Origin of the sequence: Pseudomonas sp. B14(2022), assembly GCF_012030485.1 — a bacterium.
GTDB lineage: Bacteria > Pseudomonadota > Gammaproteobacteria > Pseudomonadales > Pseudomonadaceae > Aquipseudomonas.
The window spans coordinates 16986-33042 of the sequence record NZ_JAAUVM010000025.1 but is presented as its reverse complement, the minus strand read 5'-3'; the positions used below and the strand labels follow the sequence as shown (position 1 = coordinate 33042).

Below are 16057 nucleotides of genomic sequence, written 5' to 3'. Positions count from 1 at the left end.
TAACCTGCCAAACTAATGCGAATAATTATCAACAGATTTATTATTTGCCAAGAACGGTAGTCGGGAGAGTTCGGTTCATGTCTGTGCAACAACACGGCGGTAAAGGTTTTACACTCAGTTTGATCGCGTTGGCGGTGTGTCTGGCTGCTTCACAAGCGGCCTTCGCCGTCGATACCGAAGCGCCGCCCACCATCCTTGAACTGGGTGCCACGCAAATCTCTGGCGAAGAGCAGCTTGGCGAAACCACTGAAGGTACGCAGTCATACACCACCGGAAAGATGGCCACCGCCACCAAGCTCCCACTGACGATGCGCGAGACGCCCCAGGCTGTCACGGTCATCACCCGTCAGCGCATGGACGACCAGGCCATGACCAGCGTCAACGACGTGGTCAAGAACACCCCCGGCCTGTTCCTCAGCCAATCCAGCGGCCCTGGTCGGCAGACGTATAGCTCGCGTGGCTTCGACATCGACAACATGATGTTCGATGGTATCCCCAGCTCCTATTCCGGCTACGCCAATAGCGTGCAGCCCAACCTGGCGATGTTCGACCGTGTGGAAGTGATTCGTGGCGCCACAGGCCTGGTCACCGGCGCCGGTAACCCTTCCGCGGCGATCAACTTTGTGCGCAAGCGCCCCACCGCCACCCCGCAGGTATCGATCACCGGTGCCGCCGGCAGTTGGGATGATTATCGCGGCGAATTCGACGCCTCCAATGCATTGAATGACAGCGGCACCTTGCGCGGCCGCGTAGTGGGCTCCTACCGCGACGCCAACAGTTTCCGCGACGGGGAAGAAAGCGACCACGGCCTGTTCTACGCCATTGGTGAAGCCGACCTCAGCGAAAACACCACCGCTACCCTGGGCTTCTCGCGCCAAGAGGACCAGACCAACTTCTTCTGGGGGGGCTTGCCCATCGGCACCGACGGCCACCACCTGAACCTGCCCCGCTCCACCAACCCCGGCTCAGACTGGGAAAACAAGAAGCTGACCATTGACACCGTATTTGGTGACATCGAACATCGCTTCGACAACGGCTGGAAGCTCCACGTCGCGGGTTCGTCGTCACAGTTGGACGGCGTATTCACCGGTACCTATCAGTCGCGCTACAAGACCACACTTGCGCGCACCGCCTACCAATCCCACCAGGACGACAAACAGTACGGCCTGGACACCTTCTTCAGCGGCCCCGTCGAAGCCTTTGGCCGCACCCATGAGGTGGTCGTCGGCACCAGCAAGCGCATCTACGACGCGACGTCCAAGGAATACAGCCCCTACGACACCAACTACCCGCTCAATGGGGCAAAGCCGGACTTCGTACGCGATGGCAAAGGCCACAGCATCACCACTCAAGATGGCGTATACCTGACCACCCGCCTGAACCTGGCAGATCCGCTCAAGGTGATCCTCGGTGCACGCGTGGATTGGTACGACTACGATGACCGTCAGGACGACGGCGACTACAAAGTCACCCGCAACCTCACGCGCTACGCCGGTGTGATCTACGACCTGAATGATCAATATTCGGTCTACGCCAGCTACACCGACATCTTCACACCGCAGACAAGCCGAGACTTTTCGGACAAGCCGCTGGAACCTATCGTTGGCGAAAACTACGAAGTCGGTATTAAGGGCGAATACTTCAACGGCGCACTCAACGCCAGCCTGGCGGTATTCCAGATCGACCAGAAAAACCGCGCAACGCTGCCAGACAGCCAGGTCGGATGCCCGATCACTGCCTGCTATGAAGCCTCGGGCCTGGTACGCAGCCAAGGTATAGACCTTGAACTGCAAGGCGCGCTCACCGAGAACTGGCAAGTCGGCGGCGGTTTCACCTACACCCGTGCCCATTACATCAAGGACACCAAGCCGGCCAACGACAACCAGCGCTTCGACACCGACACCCCGGAGCGCCTGTTCAAGCTCACCACTTCCTACCGCTTCCAGGGCCCACTGGAAAAACTGCGCATCGGTGGCAACGTCTACTGGCAGAGCCGCATGTACAACGATGTGGTCCTCGCCAATAGCAATACCTATCGCCTGGAACAAGGCAGCTATGCAGTTGCGGACGTCATGGCCGGCTACCAGGTGAACAAGCACCTGGACCTGCAGTTGAACGTAAACAACATCTTTGACCGCACCTACTACTCGGCAATCGGCACCAGCCCGATCTGGGGCTCTACCGACACCTACGGCAACCCGCGCAGCTTTGGCGTCACGGCAAAGTACAGCTTCTGACCGCCACCCGATAAACGGCTACCGACCCGGGTAGCCGTTCCTCAAGTCCCGTCCCCTGATGCCGATATACGCTTGGCGTCACTGAATCCAATAAAAACCAAAAACACCTGATTCGCTCCACCCTGCCCCTCGCTTTGTCTCGGCCAGACCACATGGAGTAAGTGTGAATGCCCACCCGTACGCGTTTTTTCGAGCACTACCGCAAGGCCGACCGCATCATGCTGGCACTTATCTGGCTGATGTTCCTGTTCTCCCTCGGCCTGGCGTTCTGGCACGACACATTGCTCCAGGCCATAGTCGTGGGTGGTGGCACCAGCGTGGCGCTCTCCGCGCTCTATCGAGCCATCAGCGGCACCCGTGTGATGCGTTGTGCCTTGGGCGCTGGCCTGATGGTGATGGCAGCGCTGCAGATCAACCAGGCACAAGGCGTGATCGAAGCGCATTTCGGGATTTTCGCGCTGCTGGCAGTGCTGACGTTCTATCGAGACTGGCTGCCGATCCTGGTGGCGGCGCTCACCATTGCCGTGCACCACGTGGTGTTCCACGCCTTGCAACATCAAGGCTTCCCGGTATTCGTGATGGCGCATCACGGCGGTTGGACCATGGTGTTCGTCCACGCCTTCTACGTGGTGATGGAAACCGTCGCCCTGCTCTACCTCGCCGTACACAGCCAGGCCGAAGCCGTCGAGAGCCAGGAAATGCTCGAGAAGATGCTCGCCGTCACGTCCCAGTTCACCGGAGAAAGCACTCAGGGTGAAGGCAAGGTACGCGTGTCCCTTGCAAGGCGTTTCGAGCACTTCCTGCAGCAACTCACCCACCTGATCGACGGTGTCGCCCGCGACTCCCATGGCTTGGGCCAACTGGGCCAGGAACTGGCCAGCGCCAGCGGCACCCTGGAAAAAGGAGCGCGGCACCAACTGGCGGAAATCACCCAGATGACCGGCTCGATGCAACGCATGGAAGACGCCATGGGCCACATCGCCGTGCATGTCGAACAAGCGGTGGAACACGCCGGCAAAGCCAGCAAACAAATCCTGCGCGGCCAGGAAAGCGTCGGCCGCGCCCAGGACGAAATCACCCAACTCGCCTCACGCCTGGAAGGCACCAACCAGACCGTCCAAGGCCTGGCCACGCAAACCGAGCAAATCGGCTCCGTGCTCGAAGTCATCAGCAGCATCGCCAATCAGACCAACCTCCTCGCCCTCAACGCCGCCATCGAAGCCGCCCGCGCCGGCGAACAAGGCCGCGGCTTCGCGGTCGTCGCCGACGAAGTACGCAACCTGGCGCAACGCACCGCCGTCTCCACCCAAGAAATCAAAACCATCATCGAAGGCCTGCAACAAGGCAGCCGCCAGGCCGTGGAAGCCATGCACGACAGCCGCCAGGGCGTGGAACGGTGTGTGGAGGACAGTCAGCTGGCAGTGGAAATGCTGCAAGCGGTGGGTAACGACATTACCCAGATCGACGAGTTGAATGGGCGGATTGTGATGACTACCCGCGAGCAGACCTCGGCGAACCTGGAGATTGTGGGGCGGTTGCAGTCGGTGCAGAGCATTGCTCAAAACACCGCTGACGAGGTGGAGATGCTGGCCAGGAGCAGCGAGCAGTTGCCGCCGATTGCGGTGCGGTTGGATGCGTTGGGAAGGAGGTTTCATCACTAGCACTCTTCGGCAGTTTATTAACGCTTCACACACACAAACAACGCATTCCCGGTCACGCCCTCCCAGGGCGTGATCCGCTCATAGTCATGCTCGAACACCTGCACCTCGAAGTGCGGCTGTAACAGTGCCTGCAACTCAGTAAAACTCAGCGCAACCATGGCATGCTCATCCTGCCAAGCCTCCGTCACCCCCGCCGTGGTCTTCTCGATGCTCAGGCGCAGCGCCTGCTGCTGCCCTTCTCCGCTGTAATACCAGCCGGACCCGAAGGTGAAGTGGCTGCCTTCAAACTCGACGCTATGGCGTACGAGCAAGCGGTTGTCGATATGCAGCTTGTCCACCGCGTTGAAGCAGAACACGCCGTTGTCTGCGAGTGCGCCGTGCACGCTGGCGAAGCAGGCGCGCAGTTGGGCCAGCCCGGGGTTGTAATGGGTCGAGTACAGGAAGCAGGTGATCAGGTCTTGCGGTTCGTCCACCTGGAAACCGGCCATGTCCTGGCGGCTGAACTGTGCTTCGGGGCAGCGCAGTTGGGCGAGGTCCAGCATCGGTTGGCTGATGTCCAGGCCGGCGCTGCGGTAGCCGAAGTCGAGGAAGTGGCGCACATGGGGCCCGGTGCCACAGGCAAGGTCCAGATGGCGGCGCCCGTCATTGCCGAACAATTGGTGCAGGCGGCGCACGCTGTGGCTTTGCGCGCGGTAGTCAATGTCGGCGCACATCAGGTCGTAGTAGATGGACAGGTCGGTGTACAGCGCGTTGGAGGACATAAGTAGCCAGAGGGTTCGGCGGGAATTTCGCGGCGGCATGGTAACCCAGTCTTGGGCGTAAACCGCTACACTCGCACCTCAACCATCCGCCAAGGAGGCAACCATGAGCGTTCGCGGTCAAGACCGACAGATCGACAATATCGAGTTCAACGTGGGTGACATCGCCCGCAGCAAAGCCTTTTACGGCGCAGTGTTCGGCTGGGTATTCGTTGATTACGGCCCCACTTACACCGAGTTCAGCGATGGCAGGCTGACCGGCGGGTTCACTACCGGAGAGCCCGTTCGACCGGGTGGACCGTTGGTGATCCTCTACGCGGATGATCTTGAAGGCACGCAGCAGCGGCTCAAATCCATCGGCGCCGTGATCAGCCGGGAAACCTTTTCGTTCCCTGGCGGGAGCAGGTTTCACTTCATTGATCCGGATGGTTATGAACTGGCGGTGTGGACCTCGTCGGCCCCTTAAGTGCTCGCGGGGCCCGGGTCTGGAAGCTTGGCAATCACCTTGATCTCAAACTGGTACCCATACAGCCACGTAACCCCTACGCCAGTCAGCGTCGGGTGTGGCGCTTCGCCCCAGAACTCCGGCACCACCTTCCAGATCGTCTCAAACCTGGATTCGGGATCGACGATAAACACCGTCACGTCAATCACATCGTCAAAGGTGCAACCGGCAGCGCCCAGGATCGCATTCAGGTTGTTGAACGCCAGACGGACCTGATCCTCCAGATCGGGTTCGGGCGAGCCGTCTTCATGGCTGCCGACCTGCCCCGACACGAATAAAAAGCCATTGGACTTGATGGCGGGTGAATAGCGATTGCGCTCATACAGCGCCTGGCGTCCAGGCGGAAAAACCACATTACGCTGCGTCATGGAAGCCTCCATCAAAGGGTCGAAATTGACCCGCAATTAACGATGGGCAGACTCTAGGGGGTTGTGCCAGGGCGATAAACCAGCAACCTTAGCCAGCACTGTTTGTGAAACCCAAACAATCGATCGCCGAGGCCGTCATGGACCGTTTTGATGCAATGCAGGCATTTGCTCGCGTGGTGGAAGCCGGCAGCTTCACCAAGGCCGCCGAGACCCTGCACATGAGCAAGACCAGCGTGACGCAACTGGTGCAGCAGTTGGAGGCACGCCTGCGGGTCAAATTGCTTAACCGCACCACGCGCAAAGTCAACGTCACGGCCGACGGCGCCGTGTACTACGAACGCGTGCTGCAACTGCTGGCCGATATGGACGACGCCGAGACCAGCCTGTCCGGCGCGGCGACGCTGCCCAGGGGCCGCCTGCGCGTGGATGTGCCGAGCCCACTGGCCAGCATGATCCTCGTGCCCGCATTGCCTGGGTTTTACGCCCGGTACCCGGACATCCAGATCGACATGGGCGTCAGCGACCGTATCGTCAACATGATCGATGAGAACGTCGATTGTGTGGTGCGCGGCGGCGAACTCACCGATCAATCCCTAATGGCGCGCCGGGTAGGCGACCTTCCCCTCGGCGTTTTTGCGGCGCCGAGCTACCTGGCACGCGTAGGTACGCCCGCTCACCCACAGGAACTGGAAGACTCCAACCACCGTATCGTCGGTTTCCTCTGGGCCCGCACCGGCAAGCCCTTGCCCTATGCGATGCGCAAGCACCTTGAAACTCTCCAGATCAAGGGCCGCTACGCCCTGGCGGTCGACGACGGCAACGCCTACCTTGCCGCAGGCCTGGCTGGTCTTGGGGTGCTGTGGCTGCCCACGTACATGTCAAAAGCCTTCGCGGACCGGGGTGAATTAGTGCCCTTGTTCGAAGACTGGACCCTCGATCCGATGCCGCTTTACGTGGCCTTTCCGCCAAACCGGCATATCAGCCTCAAGCTGCGCGTGTTTATCGAATGGGTGGCTGAGTTGATGGCCGTGCATGCGCCTGTCAGTGGGCGAGTACATCCCCTTCATAGTATGGTTGCGGCCACCAAATGAAGCTTCAAGTGATAAAACTCAGTACGTTCAAGGCCGGCTGCGTGATTGCCGTCCGCCAACTTTCCACCCAGGCCGACATCACCGTTGAACGCCGCTGAAACCTCAGGTGTGTGCCAAAACCCCACCGGGCTGGTACACCGTGACCCCAGCGCCCTTGCCTTGATCGTCCCTGGACAGTTGTTGAACGACAGCGGCACGTAACTCAATGGTTTTCCTCACACTCATACAGGGACAGACATGGGCATTTTGGATCGGTTGTTTGGTGGACGCTTTACCATGCCTCCTCCCGAGGAAACCAACCTCAGCGCTTCAGCAATCATGAAAGAGCTGCGGCCCGAGCGCAGCGACCCTAACCAGAAAAAAGCCCTCGAAGCCTTCGCCCAGGCGCTGGTGGCGACCACTGCGGAAAAAGAAGGTGCCAGACTTGTCCGCCGCGTTATGCGCAGATACGCGATGGGAGATGACCCCTGCAGTGCCCTCACGGAAGGCTTCCTGAATGACTCAAGGGGACAAAAACTTGAAAACCTCGTTCTCCTTAGCCTGGATTGGAAGGGCTATGACGTGTTTGAGTATCAAGCCCCCTTTTTGGTCAGCGCCAGTGGCTTGAAGGCGCCCTACGCCTATGTAAGGGAAGACGCTTCATCCATGCCACAGGTTCTAGATAACTTTGATCAGTGGCTGGCCCAGTTCGGTAAACGGTTTCTTCACCTGGACTCCGGAGGTGAAAATTACGACGGCTTCATTGTTGACGCGGATCGTCTCGAAGAGGTTATCGAGCTGGCTGGACGAGCGGGAATCCACGTGCGTCTTGAGAGCTTCTGACTCTGCGGCGGGGTGAGGGGCTTCTGCAAAACCTGTTCAATCAAGCCCTCCCCCGGTTAATGTCCCTGCCCCGGCCGCTATCCGATCAGGTTTTTCCTTTCCCGGTTTTGGAGGCATACCTTGAAAATTGCCCACAACAATCGGGTACTGCCAACGGCAAGATCGGCTATCTGTTTGTAGAGCCCGGTGCAGCGGCTTTACCGCACATGAACGCTGGACGGGGTCAGGCGCAGTTCTTGCCCGGCCGATTGACAGCGTCCCACCGGTTGATTGTAATAGCCGCCGTTTATGCATGACGCAAGGGACCTGCCATGACCAAGAGACCCTCTCCCGGGCGCGGCGATCTGCCCCGCGCACTGATATTCATCCCGCTGGGCCTGTGCCTGCTCTACCTCACCCTATGGCTGGTCGAAGACCGGCTGAGCTTTCTGGCCCAGGCGCAACGCGCTGAAGGGCATGTCAGCGCCCTGAACGCGGGCGGCAGCCACCCACAAATTGATTTTACCGACGCCGTAGGCAAGGCGGTCAGCTACCCCGAGAGCGGGTTTATATTCGGCTACGCGGTGGGCGACTCAGTGACGGTGTTTTACCGCGCCGATGCCCCCTCCAGTACCGCAATCATTGAAGACCGTGGTGCGCTATGGGGCGCGAGCCTACTGACGGGTCTGTTCGCAATCGTGTTTATCGCAGGCGGCGGCTACCATGTGGCCGCGTGGATTCGTCGGCGCCAGATAGCGCGGCACCTATAAGGATATTCAAATGCAAATCCCATTACCCGTCACTGTCAGTGACTGGCGCTACAAGACAGCCAGCAGCGGCGGCTTGACCGTAGTATTCGCGGCCGCCGCTGGCGGTGCATTGACACTGACCGACCCCAAGGGAGTCGACCAGCAGTTTCGTTATGGCTCGGTCGGGGTCGGCATGGGCATCGGCGCGCGCCTGCCACGTTTCGGCAAGGTCAACTTGCACGTGCGCGGCAAGAGCGTCGGGGCCGCTGGCGCAAGCGAAGACTTTCCGGCGTTTGGCCAAGTGCTGGTTGCAGACTCGATCGCTGCCCGCGGTCTGACCCGGGAGGACTTCCAAGGCGCTTGTGTGTTCATTGAAGCGGGCGTGGGCCTGGTCGGCGGAGCCAGCGGCTCGGCCATGCTGTTCGGTCTGGACCCCAAGCTGCTGGCCATGGCCGCCGCCACACTGACGCCTATGGGCAACCTGCTCCTGCCCCACGACAGCACGACGCGCCTGCTGCGCTCAGCCAAAGGCGTGATCGTCGCCGCTGGCCTTAACGTTGGACTGCAGGCTGGGGGCGGCGCGACGATTTCCTTGGGCGGGCTGTTCTGATCATCAGCCCTCGCGGGCGTGCGACTCGCCAGGTTAGAGCAAGGCTGCGGATGGGCAGTAAACGGCCCGAAACTGCCGCAGCATTCGCTGATGTCAGTCACCATCTCGTGGTCGGAGCACTGAAAAGGTCTATTGCTCGCCATACAGGTCACGGTGAAACTTCCCTCACAGCATTTCTTTGCGTGCAGTCCGCAGATGGATCGCCTATTTACACGCGCTCATCGGTCTCAAGTATCTGGCTAATGAGGTTGCACACAATCGGCAGCCTCTCATGGCGACGAAACAAACCCCCCACCTCTGAAAAAATGGGAGGCCCAGCTATCGCCCTAAAGACAACATTCGGCAGTTGGATAGTTTGAATCAGAACGTTGGGAATGACCGCTATACCCACCCCCAGTCCCACCTGTGTCAGTACTGCGACCAGACTTCCGGGAACCGAACCAATATATGGATCGAATCTCCCGCGCTTGGCCACCTCACGCAACCCTGACGCTTGTTCAGGTAGCACAAACAACTCGCTCGCAAGCGCGCTCGGGCGAATGTCATCATCTGTCTTTGCCAGGATATGGTCAGCTGGCAACGCCAGGCAGAAGCGGTCTCGCGCCAAAATACGGCTGGAGATTGCATCAGGTAGCTGTAAGGGCATGCGGACAAAGGCTACATCAATCCGCCCATCCTCAAGAAGTGCCGTGAGCTGTTCGGTAGGGAGTTCCTTGGTGTTCACCATGACGTCTGGCCACTGACTGCGAAAGCGCTGGACTTGGTCTTGGAGTACCCCGAAAAAGGCGGCTGAACCCACGTAGCCGATTTCCACTCGACCAACCTGGCCTCGGCCTGCACGTTGGCCCACGTTAATAGCCCTCTCAAATTGTTCAAGGGTTGAGCGGGCTTCTGTCAGAAACGCTTCCCCAGCCGGCGTCAAAGCGACAGACCTCTTTGTTCTATTAAAAAGCCTGGCTTCTAACAAGCTCTCGACTTCCTGGATCTGCGCAGTGAGCGTTGGGGCAGACACGCCCAGTTGCTCAGCTGAGCGTGAAAAATGTAGATTTTCCGCAACTGTGACGAAGGAGCGAAGATGACGAATGTCCATGTCACTTGACTCCCATATTCAGTTTTTCTGAATTATATGACTAATAGGCTTTATTGTTCTGAATTGTCTCCCCTGTTTCAATCATGGACTCACTTTCCTAGGAGTTCACCATGTTCCGTCTCCCCCACATCGCAGTCGCTGTTGGCCTTGCTGGATCCCTCACACTTGTTTCCTTGCCAGCAGCCGCAGCATTAGATTTGCCCAACCAGCCAGTTCTGACGCTTGCCGCCGCTCAACAGATCCTCACGGCAGCGCAAACGAAGGCGCAAACGGCTGGGTGGCCATGCGTGATCTCAGTTGTCGATAGTGCTGGTCTGCCCATTCTCCTGGCTCGCATGGACAACGCCGCTGTGCCAGCAGGCGTTGAACTGGCCCCCGGGAAAGCACGCACAGCCGCTCTATTCCGCCGTCCCAGCGGTGCGTTAGAAGACGCTATCAACGGCACCCGACCTGCCGCCATCACCGCCCAGGGCTTTGTGCTGATGCGTGGCGGTTTTCCGATCGTCGTCAACGGGCACACCGTTGGGGCCGTAGGCGTATCCGCGGACACACCCCAGCACGATGAAGAGATCGCTCAGGCCGGGCTAGCTGCATTCAGATAAACGCTTTCTGATCTCGCTACTCGCATCCGCTGCGGTGTATGTGCTGATGCGTAGCAAAAAAAGCCAGAGCCAGAGCCCTGCAAAACATGAGTAAACATATATGTCGATAAATGACCTGAAAACTACTCATCCGGTTGGGACTGACGCAATCATTTTTGACCTTGATGGCACTCTCGTCGACTCTGCGGGCGACATGACAGCGCAACTGAACACTATTCTTATCGAGCGGAATCTTGAGCCAGTTTTGGTCGCAACAACTTCATTATTCCTCGGCGACGGAATGCGTTCATTTGCCAGGCGGGCGTTCTGCTTGCGGGGCGTGAATGATATGGAAGAAGCGATCGATACCTTCATCTCGCGCTACGAACATACTGATCACCTGATGACAAAACCCTATGAGGGGGTAATTGAAACCCTCAGCGCGTTGCGAGACGCGGGATGGAAAATATCGGTTTGTACGAATAAAAACGAATTGATTGCCATCGATATTCTCAAGCAAACCGACCTGTTGAGATTTATGGATGTGGTTTGTGGTGGGGATAGCGTGTCCTTTAAGAAGCCTGACCCTAGACACCTAAGTACAGTGGTGGCGTTGGCCGATTATGAAAAGCTTTCCAAGATAATGATCGGAGACAACTGGAACGATTTTGAAGCTGCCCGTGCGTATGGAATTCCGTTTGCCTTTGCCAGTTGGGGCTATGGATCTCTGCCCGACGATTGCAAAGCCGTTAACCTCATAAAATTCAGTGACATTCTCGACGTCGTTGGCTTGCCTGTGCATTGAACGTCGCCTGCTAATTGCAGGCAGCGCAGTCAAAACTCTTTAAAGGTCCGTAGTGAGGTCCTCTACGTTGGGGACGGTGCAGTCGCGCCACAGAACGTATAAAAATCCAAGGCCTTTGGGTCGAAGTGTGTTTTTAACGGTACCAGTGATGATCTGGCGGGGGATTCCACTTCAGTCGTCGATCGCCACAGCGCGCCTGGCCTCGGTAGGCACCATGGTTGCCGGACTGCGGACGCGCATTGTCCAACCACCCCCACTCCCCTTATCCTCGACGCTCCCCGTCCGTCCAAAATCGGAGCCGCCATGGACCTCGCCACCCTAGCCCTCTTCCTCCCCGCCTGCTTCGCCCTGAACATGGCGCCCGGCCCCAACAACCTGCTATCCGTGAGCAACTCCACCCGCTATGGCTATCGCACTTCATGCCTGGCCGGCATCGGCCGCCTGCTGGCCTTCGCCGGCATGATCGCCCTCGCCTCTGCGGGGTTGGCGGTGGTGTTGCAAACCTCGGAACTGCTGTTCTACGCGATCAAGATCCTGGGCGCGGCGTATCTGTTGTATCTGGCGTTTCAGCTGTGGCGCGCGAATCCCCAGGCGGAGGCGGAATCGGTAACCGCCAAGGTAAGCCTGTGGGCACTGGCGCGGCAGGAGTTTCTGGTGGCGGCAGGCAACCCGAAGGCGATTCTGATCTTCACCGCGTTCCTTCCGCAGTTCGTGGTGCCAGGCCAACCCATCACCCCGCAATTCGCCCTGCTGGGCGCGATGTTCCTGGTGTTGGAATGGATCGCCATCAGCGCCTATGCCTATATGGGTCTGCACATGCGTCGCTGGTTTGCCGAGCCGCGTGGCAAACGCCTATTCAATCGCTGCTGCGCGGGATTGTTGTCGGCGGCGGCGACGGTGTTGTTGACCGCGCGCAGGGCTTGAGGAAAAAACATGACCCGCAACGAACTCTCCGACCTGTACCTCGGCTACATCGACTGCCTCAACCAACAGGATTGGAACCGACTAGGCGACTTCGTCCACCCGGACGTGAGCTACAACGCCAAGATGGTCGGTCTTGAGGGCTATCGCGCCATGCTGGAGCGCGACTTTCGCGAGATCCCCGACCTGCGGTTCCACATCCAGTTGCTGATCGCCGACCCGCCCACCGTCGCCAGCCGGCTGAACTTCAATGTCACGCCCAGGGGCGAGTTTTTCGGGTTGCCTATCAATGGTCGCCAGGTGGCATTCTCGGAGAACGTTTTCTACACGTTCGTCGACGGGAAAATCGCGCAGGTCTGGTCGGTCATCGACAAGGCGGCGATCGAACAGCAGTTGGCCGGCTAGACTTCACGCACCCATTCTCACGTGGAGCCCGATCATGAAAAGCAAAACCACCCTCTGCCTCTGGTACAACGGCACCGCCGAGGAGGCTGCCAACTTCTACGCCAAGACCTTCCCCGACAGTGCGGTGAACGCCGTGCACCTGGCACCGGGGGATTATCCTTCGGGTAAAAAGGGCGACGTATTGACCGTCGAGTTCAGCGTCTTGGGCATCCCGTGTATCGGCCTAAATGGCGGCCCGATATTCCCCCACAGCGAAGCGTTTTCCTTCCAGGTGGCCACCGACGACCAGGCCGAAACCGATCGCTACTGGAACGCCATTATCGACAACGGCGGCCAGGCCAGTGCCTGCGGTTGGTGCAAGGATAAGTGGGGGTTATCGTGGCAGATCACGCCTCGGGTGTTGACGGATGCGGTGGCACACGCTGATCCGGCCATTGCCAAGCGTGCATTCGACGCGATGATGACCATGACCAAAATCGACATTGCGGCGATAGAAGCCGCGATAAAGGGCTGACCGCCTACGTCTACGAAGCGAGCACAGACAAGAATGACGTTTTCCACTTCGATGCACACATCGACACCCTCGAGTAACCGACCATGAGCGACGGCGTGCGTATCAGCCCACGGACCATTCCGGTGCCCTCTTCGATCAGCCCCGAAGCCCAGGCGATGCTCAAGCGCATGGTGGGTGAGGATGGCGTACCGTTGAACGCTCTGCACGTCATGCCGGCGCCCGACGACCACGACGGCTGGCGCCGCATGCAGGCCACCGTTGCCGAGCACTTCGCCGCAACCACCGCCGGCCAGGCGGCCTCACTGCGCGCGAGCCTGCATACCCTGCGCGTAGAAAACGCGACCGTGCACGTGGCGACGCCGTCGGATCAAACGGGCGGCGCCTACATCGACCTGCATGGCGGTGCCCTGGTATTCGGCGGTGGCGAAAACTGCCGCGTCGCGGCCGGGAGGCAGGCCGACCTGCACAACATGGTCTGCTATGGCGTGGACTACCGCATGCCACCCGATCATCCCTACCCAGCGGCACTGGATGACTGCATGGCCACCTACCGCCATGTGCTCAAGCATCACGCCCCGGACCGTATCGTGATCGGTGGCCGCTCGGCCGGCGGCAACCTCGCAGCGGCCCTGGTATTGCGTGCCCGCGACGAAGGGTTGCCCCTGCCGGCGGCGCTGGTGTTGTTGTCGCCGGAGGTGGACCTGACCGAATCGGGCGACAGTTTTCATGTCAACCGCACGGTAGACGTGGTGCTGCCCAACCCGCTGATGGGCACCAACCTGCTGTATGCCGCCGACGCGGACCTGGCCCACCCGTACCTGTCGCCGCTGTTCGGTGATTTCAGCCGGGGCTTCCCGCCCACCTTCCTGCAAAGCGGCACGCGGGATCTGTTCCTGTCCAACACCGTGCGCCTGCACCGGGCCTTGCGCCAGGCACGGGTGCCGGCGCAGTTGCACGTGTTCGAAGCGATGCCCCATGGCGGTTTCATGGGCGCGCCGGAAGATGCAGAGCTTGCACAGGAAATCCGTGCATTTGTGCGTGAACACCTGCAACGCCCTTGACACATTTACTGACACCCCCTGAAGATGGAGGCCTCATTCAGGGTGTGTTAGTAAATGTCCGCAACCTCAGTCGTTAACCTTTCCGTCATTGGCTTGATTGCCAAGGCGCAAGGTTGCGTTGCGCACGCCCTCAAATCGAAGAAACAGTCGCTCATGTGACCGGGGCGCGCTGTCCCGTCAGATGAGCTGACAGGACATTGAGCGCGGACTCCCTCCCCCTTGCACAATTGCCCATGCCCTTCTGACGGTGACTCAAGCGGTCAATCATCAGGAGAAGTGCATGTCATCGTTTCAAGGTATCTGGGTTCCCGTGGTCACGCCGTTCCAGGATGGCGCCATCGACTTTGTCGGTCTGCACCGCCTGGTCAGCCACCTGCTGGACAAGCACGTGGCCGGGATCATGGTGTGCACCACCACCGGCGAAGCCGCATCGCTCAGCCGCCAGGAACAGCTGGCTGTGCTGGATGCGGTATTGCAACAAGTGCCGTCCCACCGTGTGGTGATGGGCCTGGCGGGCAACAACCAGATTGAGCTGCTGCAATTCCAGGCCGAGATCCTCAAGCGCCCGCTGGCGGGTTTGCTGGTGCCGGCGCCGAGTTACATCCGCCCTTCCCAGGCCGGCCTTGAAGCGTTCTTTCGCACGGTGGCCGATGCGTCCAGCGTGCCGATCATTCTCTACGACATTCCCTACCGCACCGGCGTGACCTTCGAGCAGGCCACCTTGCTGAACATCGTCGCGCACCCGCGGATCGTGGCGATCAAGGACTGCGGCGGCAACCTGGGCAATACCCTGGCGGTGTTGGCCAGCGGTGAGGCGGATGTGTTGTGTGGCGAGGATCTGCAGATCTTCAATGCGCTGTGCCTGGGCGCCAGCGGCGCGATTGCCGCGTCGGCCCATGTGTGCACCGAACAGTTTGTGGCGCTGTGGCAACAGGTACGGGATAACCAGTTGGCTGAGGCGCGGGCGACGTTCCTTGGCCTGGTGCCGTTGATCAACACGCTGTTCATGCAGCCCAACCCCGCGCCAGTGAAAGCCGCGCTGGCGCTGGAGGGGTTGATCGACAGTGAGTTGCGGGCGCCGATGCAGCGGGCAACCGAGGCGGTCATCGCAAAACTGCAACGGCTTTCACGCCACGCCCAGTAACCTGTGGTGAGCGAGCTTGCCTCGCGCGGGGCAAGCCCGCTCACCACAGAAGCTCAGGGCATCAGGAAATCTGCCCCCCCACTTGCCGGGCCATATGCAGCCTGTGCAACGTGATCTCGCGCACCGCCTGCTTGCTCAGTTCGATATGCCGCTTCAGCAGATGCTGCGCCTGTTCACCCTGCCGTTGCACGATGGCCGCGAGTATTTGCCCATGCTCTTCGTACGTCGCTGCAATACGGGGCGCCTGGGTAAAGTCGAGCCGCCGGATGATGCGGATCTGCTCCGTGAGCGCGTAGTGCATGCGCGCCATTTCACGGTTACCGGTGGCTTCCACCAACGCGCAATGAAAACGCTCATCCAGCGCCGATACGGCCTGGGCGTCCCGCAGGCGCTCGTCCTCCTGCACCTGCCAGGTGGCCTGCAACGCGTGCAGCATCGGGTTCGGTTCGTCCATCGCACATAACCGGCTGACAGCGGCCAGTTCCAACACGATGCGCACGTCGTAGAGTTCTTCGAAGTAGGCGAAATCGAACGGTTTCACCTGCCAGCCACTGCGGAAATACACCTCCAGATACCCTTCCCGCTCCAAGCGATACAGTGCCTGACGCACCGGCGTGCGGCTGGCGTGCATGCGTTCGGCCACCTCGCCTTCGCTGAAGCGATCACCTGGCAGCAGGCGGAAGTCGAAAATATCCGCCTTGAGCTGTGCGTAGATCTGCTCGGCCAGGCTGTCGGGGCGTGTCTTGGCCCGCATCC

The 16057-nt window shown here is 59.7% G+C and carries 18 protein-coding genes and 1 pseudogene; 15 read left to right on the top strand and 4 right to left on the bottom strand.

Going from position 1 to position 16057, the window contains the following annotated elements:
* Positions 1–77: 77 nt before the first annotated feature.
* Both HCF10_RS26655 and HCF10_RS26650 read left to right on the top strand, forming a co-directional pair.
* Positions 78–2237 carry a TonB-dependent siderophore receptor gene (locus HCF10_RS26655; protein WP_167656742.1) on the top strand — a complete coding sequence of 720 codons (2160 nt, stop codon included), beginning with the start codon at positions 78–80 and terminating at the stop codon, positions 2235–2237.
* Between the two features lie 167 nt (positions 2238–2404).
* The gene (locus HCF10_RS26650; RefSeq protein ID WP_167656741.1) at positions 2405–3898 is read left to right on the top strand and encodes a methyl-accepting chemotaxis protein; all 1494 of its coding nucleotides are present in this window, start codon (positions 2405–2407) and stop codon (positions 3896–3898) included.
* 17 nt (positions 3899–3915) lie between these two features.
* Here HCF10_RS26650 and HCF10_RS26645 read toward each other — a convergent pair whose 3' ends face one another.
* A complete protein-coding gene (locus HCF10_RS26645; RefSeq protein WP_167656740.1) occupies positions 3916–4659 on the bottom strand; it encodes a class I SAM-dependent DNA methyltransferase in 744 nt (247 codons plus the stop codon).
* A gap of 103 nt (positions 4660–4762) precedes the next feature.
* Here HCF10_RS26645 and HCF10_RS26640 point away from each other — a divergent pair, with 103 nt between their 5' ends.
* Positions 4763–5122 (top strand): VOC family protein, encoded by a 360-nt coding sequence (locus HCF10_RS26640; protein ID WP_167656739.1) that lies wholly within the window; start codon positions 4763–4765, stop codon positions 5120–5122.
* Here the strand turns inward: HCF10_RS26640 and HCF10_RS26635 are convergent.
* On the bottom strand, positions 5119–5529 hold the full coding sequence (locus HCF10_RS26635; protein WP_145337737.1) for a RidA family protein: 411 nt from the start codon (positions 5527–5529) through the stop codon (positions 5119–5121). The genes HCF10_RS26640 and HCF10_RS26635 overlap by 4 nt on opposite strands.
* Positions 5530–5666: 137 nt before the next feature.
* Here HCF10_RS26635 and HCF10_RS26630 point away from each other — a divergent pair, with 137 nt between their 5' ends.
* The 5 genes and pseudogenes from HCF10_RS26630 to HCF10_RS26615 all read left to right on the top strand — a co-directional run bounded on the left by HCF10_RS26630 (position 5667) and on the right by HCF10_RS26615 (position 8780).
* Positions 5667–6620 carry a LysR family transcriptional regulator gene (locus tag HCF10_RS26630; protein ID WP_167656738.1) on the top strand — a complete coding sequence of 318 codons (954 nt, stop codon included), beginning with the start codon at positions 5667–5669 and terminating at the stop codon, positions 6618–6620.
* Between the two features lie 237 nt (positions 6621–6857).
* On the top strand, positions 6858–7442 hold the full coding sequence (locus HCF10_RS26625) for a DUF6630 family protein (RefSeq protein WP_167656737.1): 585 nt from the start codon (positions 6858–6860) through the stop codon (positions 7440–7442).
* Between the two features lie 126 nt (positions 7443–7568).
* Positions 7569–7645: pseudogene (locus HCF10_RS32190) on the top strand (hypothetical protein); the annotation flags it as partial.
* A 108-nt stretch (positions 7646–7753) separates the two neighbouring features.
* Positions 7754–8191, top strand: coding sequence for a DUF3592 domain-containing protein (locus HCF10_RS26620; protein ID WP_167656736.1), 438 nt, complete (start codon positions 7754–7756; stop codon positions 8189–8191).
* Between the two features lie 10 nt (positions 8192–8201).
* Complete coding sequence (locus HCF10_RS26615; protein ID WP_053129475.1) at positions 8202–8780, top strand: hypothetical protein; 579 nt, start codon at positions 8202–8204, stop codon at positions 8778–8780.
* Positions 8781–8988: 208 nt separating this feature from the next.
* Here HCF10_RS26615 and HCF10_RS26610 read toward each other — a convergent pair whose 3' ends face one another.
* A complete protein-coding gene (locus HCF10_RS26610; protein WP_167656735.1) occupies positions 8989–9870 on the bottom strand; it encodes a LysR family transcriptional regulator in 882 nt (293 codons plus the stop codon).
* A gap of 110 nt (positions 9871–9980) precedes the next feature.
* Here HCF10_RS26610 and HCF10_RS26605 point away from each other — a divergent pair, with 110 nt between their 5' ends.
* The 7 genes from HCF10_RS26605 to dapA all read left to right on the top strand — a co-directional run bounded on the left by HCF10_RS26605 (position 9981) and on the right by dapA (position 15301).
* A complete protein-coding gene (locus tag HCF10_RS26605; protein ID WP_167656734.1) occupies positions 9981–10472 on the top strand; it encodes a GlcG/HbpS family heme-binding protein in 492 nt (163 codons plus the stop codon).
* Between the two features lie 100 nt (positions 10473–10572).
* The gene (locus tag HCF10_RS26600; RefSeq protein WP_167656733.1) at positions 10573–11256 is read left to right on the top strand and encodes an HAD hydrolase-like protein; all 684 of its coding nucleotides are present in this window, start codon (positions 10573–10575) and stop codon (positions 11254–11256) included.
* Between the two features lie 303 nt (positions 11257–11559).
* Entirely contained in the window at positions 11560–12180 is a 621-nt protein-coding gene (locus HCF10_RS26590; protein ID WP_131696126.1) for a LysE family translocator, read from the top strand.
* A 9-nt stretch (positions 12181–12189) separates the two neighbouring features.
* Positions 12190–12582 carry an ester cyclase gene (locus HCF10_RS26585; RefSeq protein ID WP_145337731.1) on the top strand — a complete coding sequence of 131 codons (393 nt, stop codon included), beginning with the start codon at positions 12190–12192 and terminating at the stop codon, positions 12580–12582.
* Between the two features lie 34 nt (positions 12583–12616).
* Positions 12617–13096, top strand: a complete 480-nt coding sequence (locus tag HCF10_RS26580) for a VOC family protein (RefSeq protein ID WP_131696124.1) — start codon at positions 12617–12619, stop codon at positions 13094–13096.
* Between the two features lie 83 nt (positions 13097–13179).
* Positions 13180–14157: an alpha/beta hydrolase gene (locus tag HCF10_RS26575; RefSeq protein WP_167656732.1), complete on the top strand. Its 978-nt coding sequence runs from the start codon at positions 13180–13182 to the stop codon at positions 14155–14157.
* Positions 14158–14437: 280 nt separating this feature from the next.
* Positions 14438–15301, top strand: coding sequence for a 4-hydroxy-tetrahydrodipicolinate synthase (gene dapA / locus HCF10_RS26570; protein WP_131696122.1), 864 nt, complete (start codon positions 14438–14440; stop codon positions 15299–15301).
* Positions 15302–15362: 61 nt separating this feature from the next.
* Here dapA and HCF10_RS26565 read toward each other — a convergent pair whose 3' ends face one another.
* A complete protein-coding gene (locus tag HCF10_RS26565) occupies positions 15363–16055 on the bottom strand; it encodes a GntR family transcriptional regulator (RefSeq protein ID WP_167656731.1) in 693 nt (230 codons plus the stop codon).
* Positions 16056–16057 lie beyond the last annotated feature (2 nt).

What these genes read in the sequence shown, in the direction of transcription:
- HCF10_RS26625 (WP_167656737.1), top strand. Translation starts at nt 6,858, where the DNA reads ATGGGCATTTTGGATCGGTTGTTTGGTGGACGCTTTACCATGCCTCCT.
- HCF10_RS26645 (WP_167656740.1), bottom strand. Translation starts at nt 4,659, where the DNA reads ATGTCCTCCAACGCGCTGTACACCGACCTGTCCATCTACTACGACCTG.
- HCF10_RS26655 (WP_167656742.1), top strand. Translation starts at nt 78, where the DNA reads ATGTCTGTGCAACAACACGGCGGTAAAGGTTTTACACTCAGTTTGATC.
- dapA (WP_131696122.1), top strand. Translation starts at nt 14,438, where the DNA reads ATGTCATCGTTTCAAGGTATCTGGGTTCCCGTGGTCACGCCGTTCCAG.
- HCF10_RS26585 (WP_145337731.1), top strand. Translation starts at nt 12,190, where the DNA reads ATGACCCGCAACGAACTCTCCGACCTGTACCTCGGCTACATCGACTGC.
- HCF10_RS26605 (WP_167656734.1), top strand. Translation starts at nt 9,981, where the DNA reads ATGTTCCGTCTCCCCCACATCGCAGTCGCTGTTGGCCTTGCTGGATCC.
- HCF10_RS26650 (WP_167656741.1), top strand. Translation starts at nt 2,405, where the DNA reads ATGCCCACCCGTACGCGTTTTTTCGAGCACTACCGCAAGGCCGACCGC.
- HCF10_RS26580 (WP_131696124.1), top strand. Translation starts at nt 12,617, where the DNA reads ATGAAAAGCAAAACCACCCTCTGCCTCTGGTACAACGGCACCGCCGAG.
- HCF10_RS26635 (WP_145337737.1), bottom strand. Translation starts at nt 5,529, where the DNA reads ATGACGCAGCGTAATGTGGTTTTTCCGCCTGGACGCCAGGCGCTGTAT.
- HCF10_RS26590 (WP_131696126.1), top strand. Translation starts at nt 11,560, where the DNA reads ATGGACCTCGCCACCCTAGCCCTCTTCCTCCCCGCCTGCTTCGCCCTG.
- HCF10_RS26630 (WP_167656738.1), top strand. Translation starts at nt 5,667, where the DNA reads ATGGACCGTTTTGATGCAATGCAGGCATTTGCTCGCGTGGTGGAAGCC.
- HCF10_RS26565 (WP_167656731.1), bottom strand. Translation starts at nt 16,055, where the DNA reads ATGCGGGCCAAGACACGCCCCGACAGCCTGGCCGAGCAGATCTACGCA.
- HCF10_RS26620 (WP_167656736.1), top strand. Translation starts at nt 7,754, where the DNA reads ATGACCAAGAGACCCTCTCCCGGGCGCGGCGATCTGCCCCGCGCACTG.
- HCF10_RS26615 (WP_053129475.1), top strand. Translation starts at nt 8,202, where the DNA reads ATGCAAATCCCATTACCCGTCACTGTCAGTGACTGGCGCTACAAGACA.
- HCF10_RS26575 (WP_167656732.1), top strand. Translation starts at nt 13,180, where the DNA reads ATGAGCGACGGCGTGCGTATCAGCCCACGGACCATTCCGGTGCCCTCT.
- HCF10_RS26640 (WP_167656739.1), top strand. Translation starts at nt 4,763, where the DNA reads ATGAGCGTTCGCGGTCAAGACCGACAGATCGACAATATCGAGTTCAAC.
- HCF10_RS26600 (WP_167656733.1), top strand. Translation starts at nt 10,573, where the DNA reads ATGTCGATAAATGACCTGAAAACTACTCATCCGGTTGGGACTGACGCA.
- HCF10_RS26610 (WP_167656735.1), bottom strand. Translation starts at nt 9,870, where the DNA reads ATGGACATTCGTCATCTTCGCTCCTTCGTCACAGTTGCGGAAAATCTA.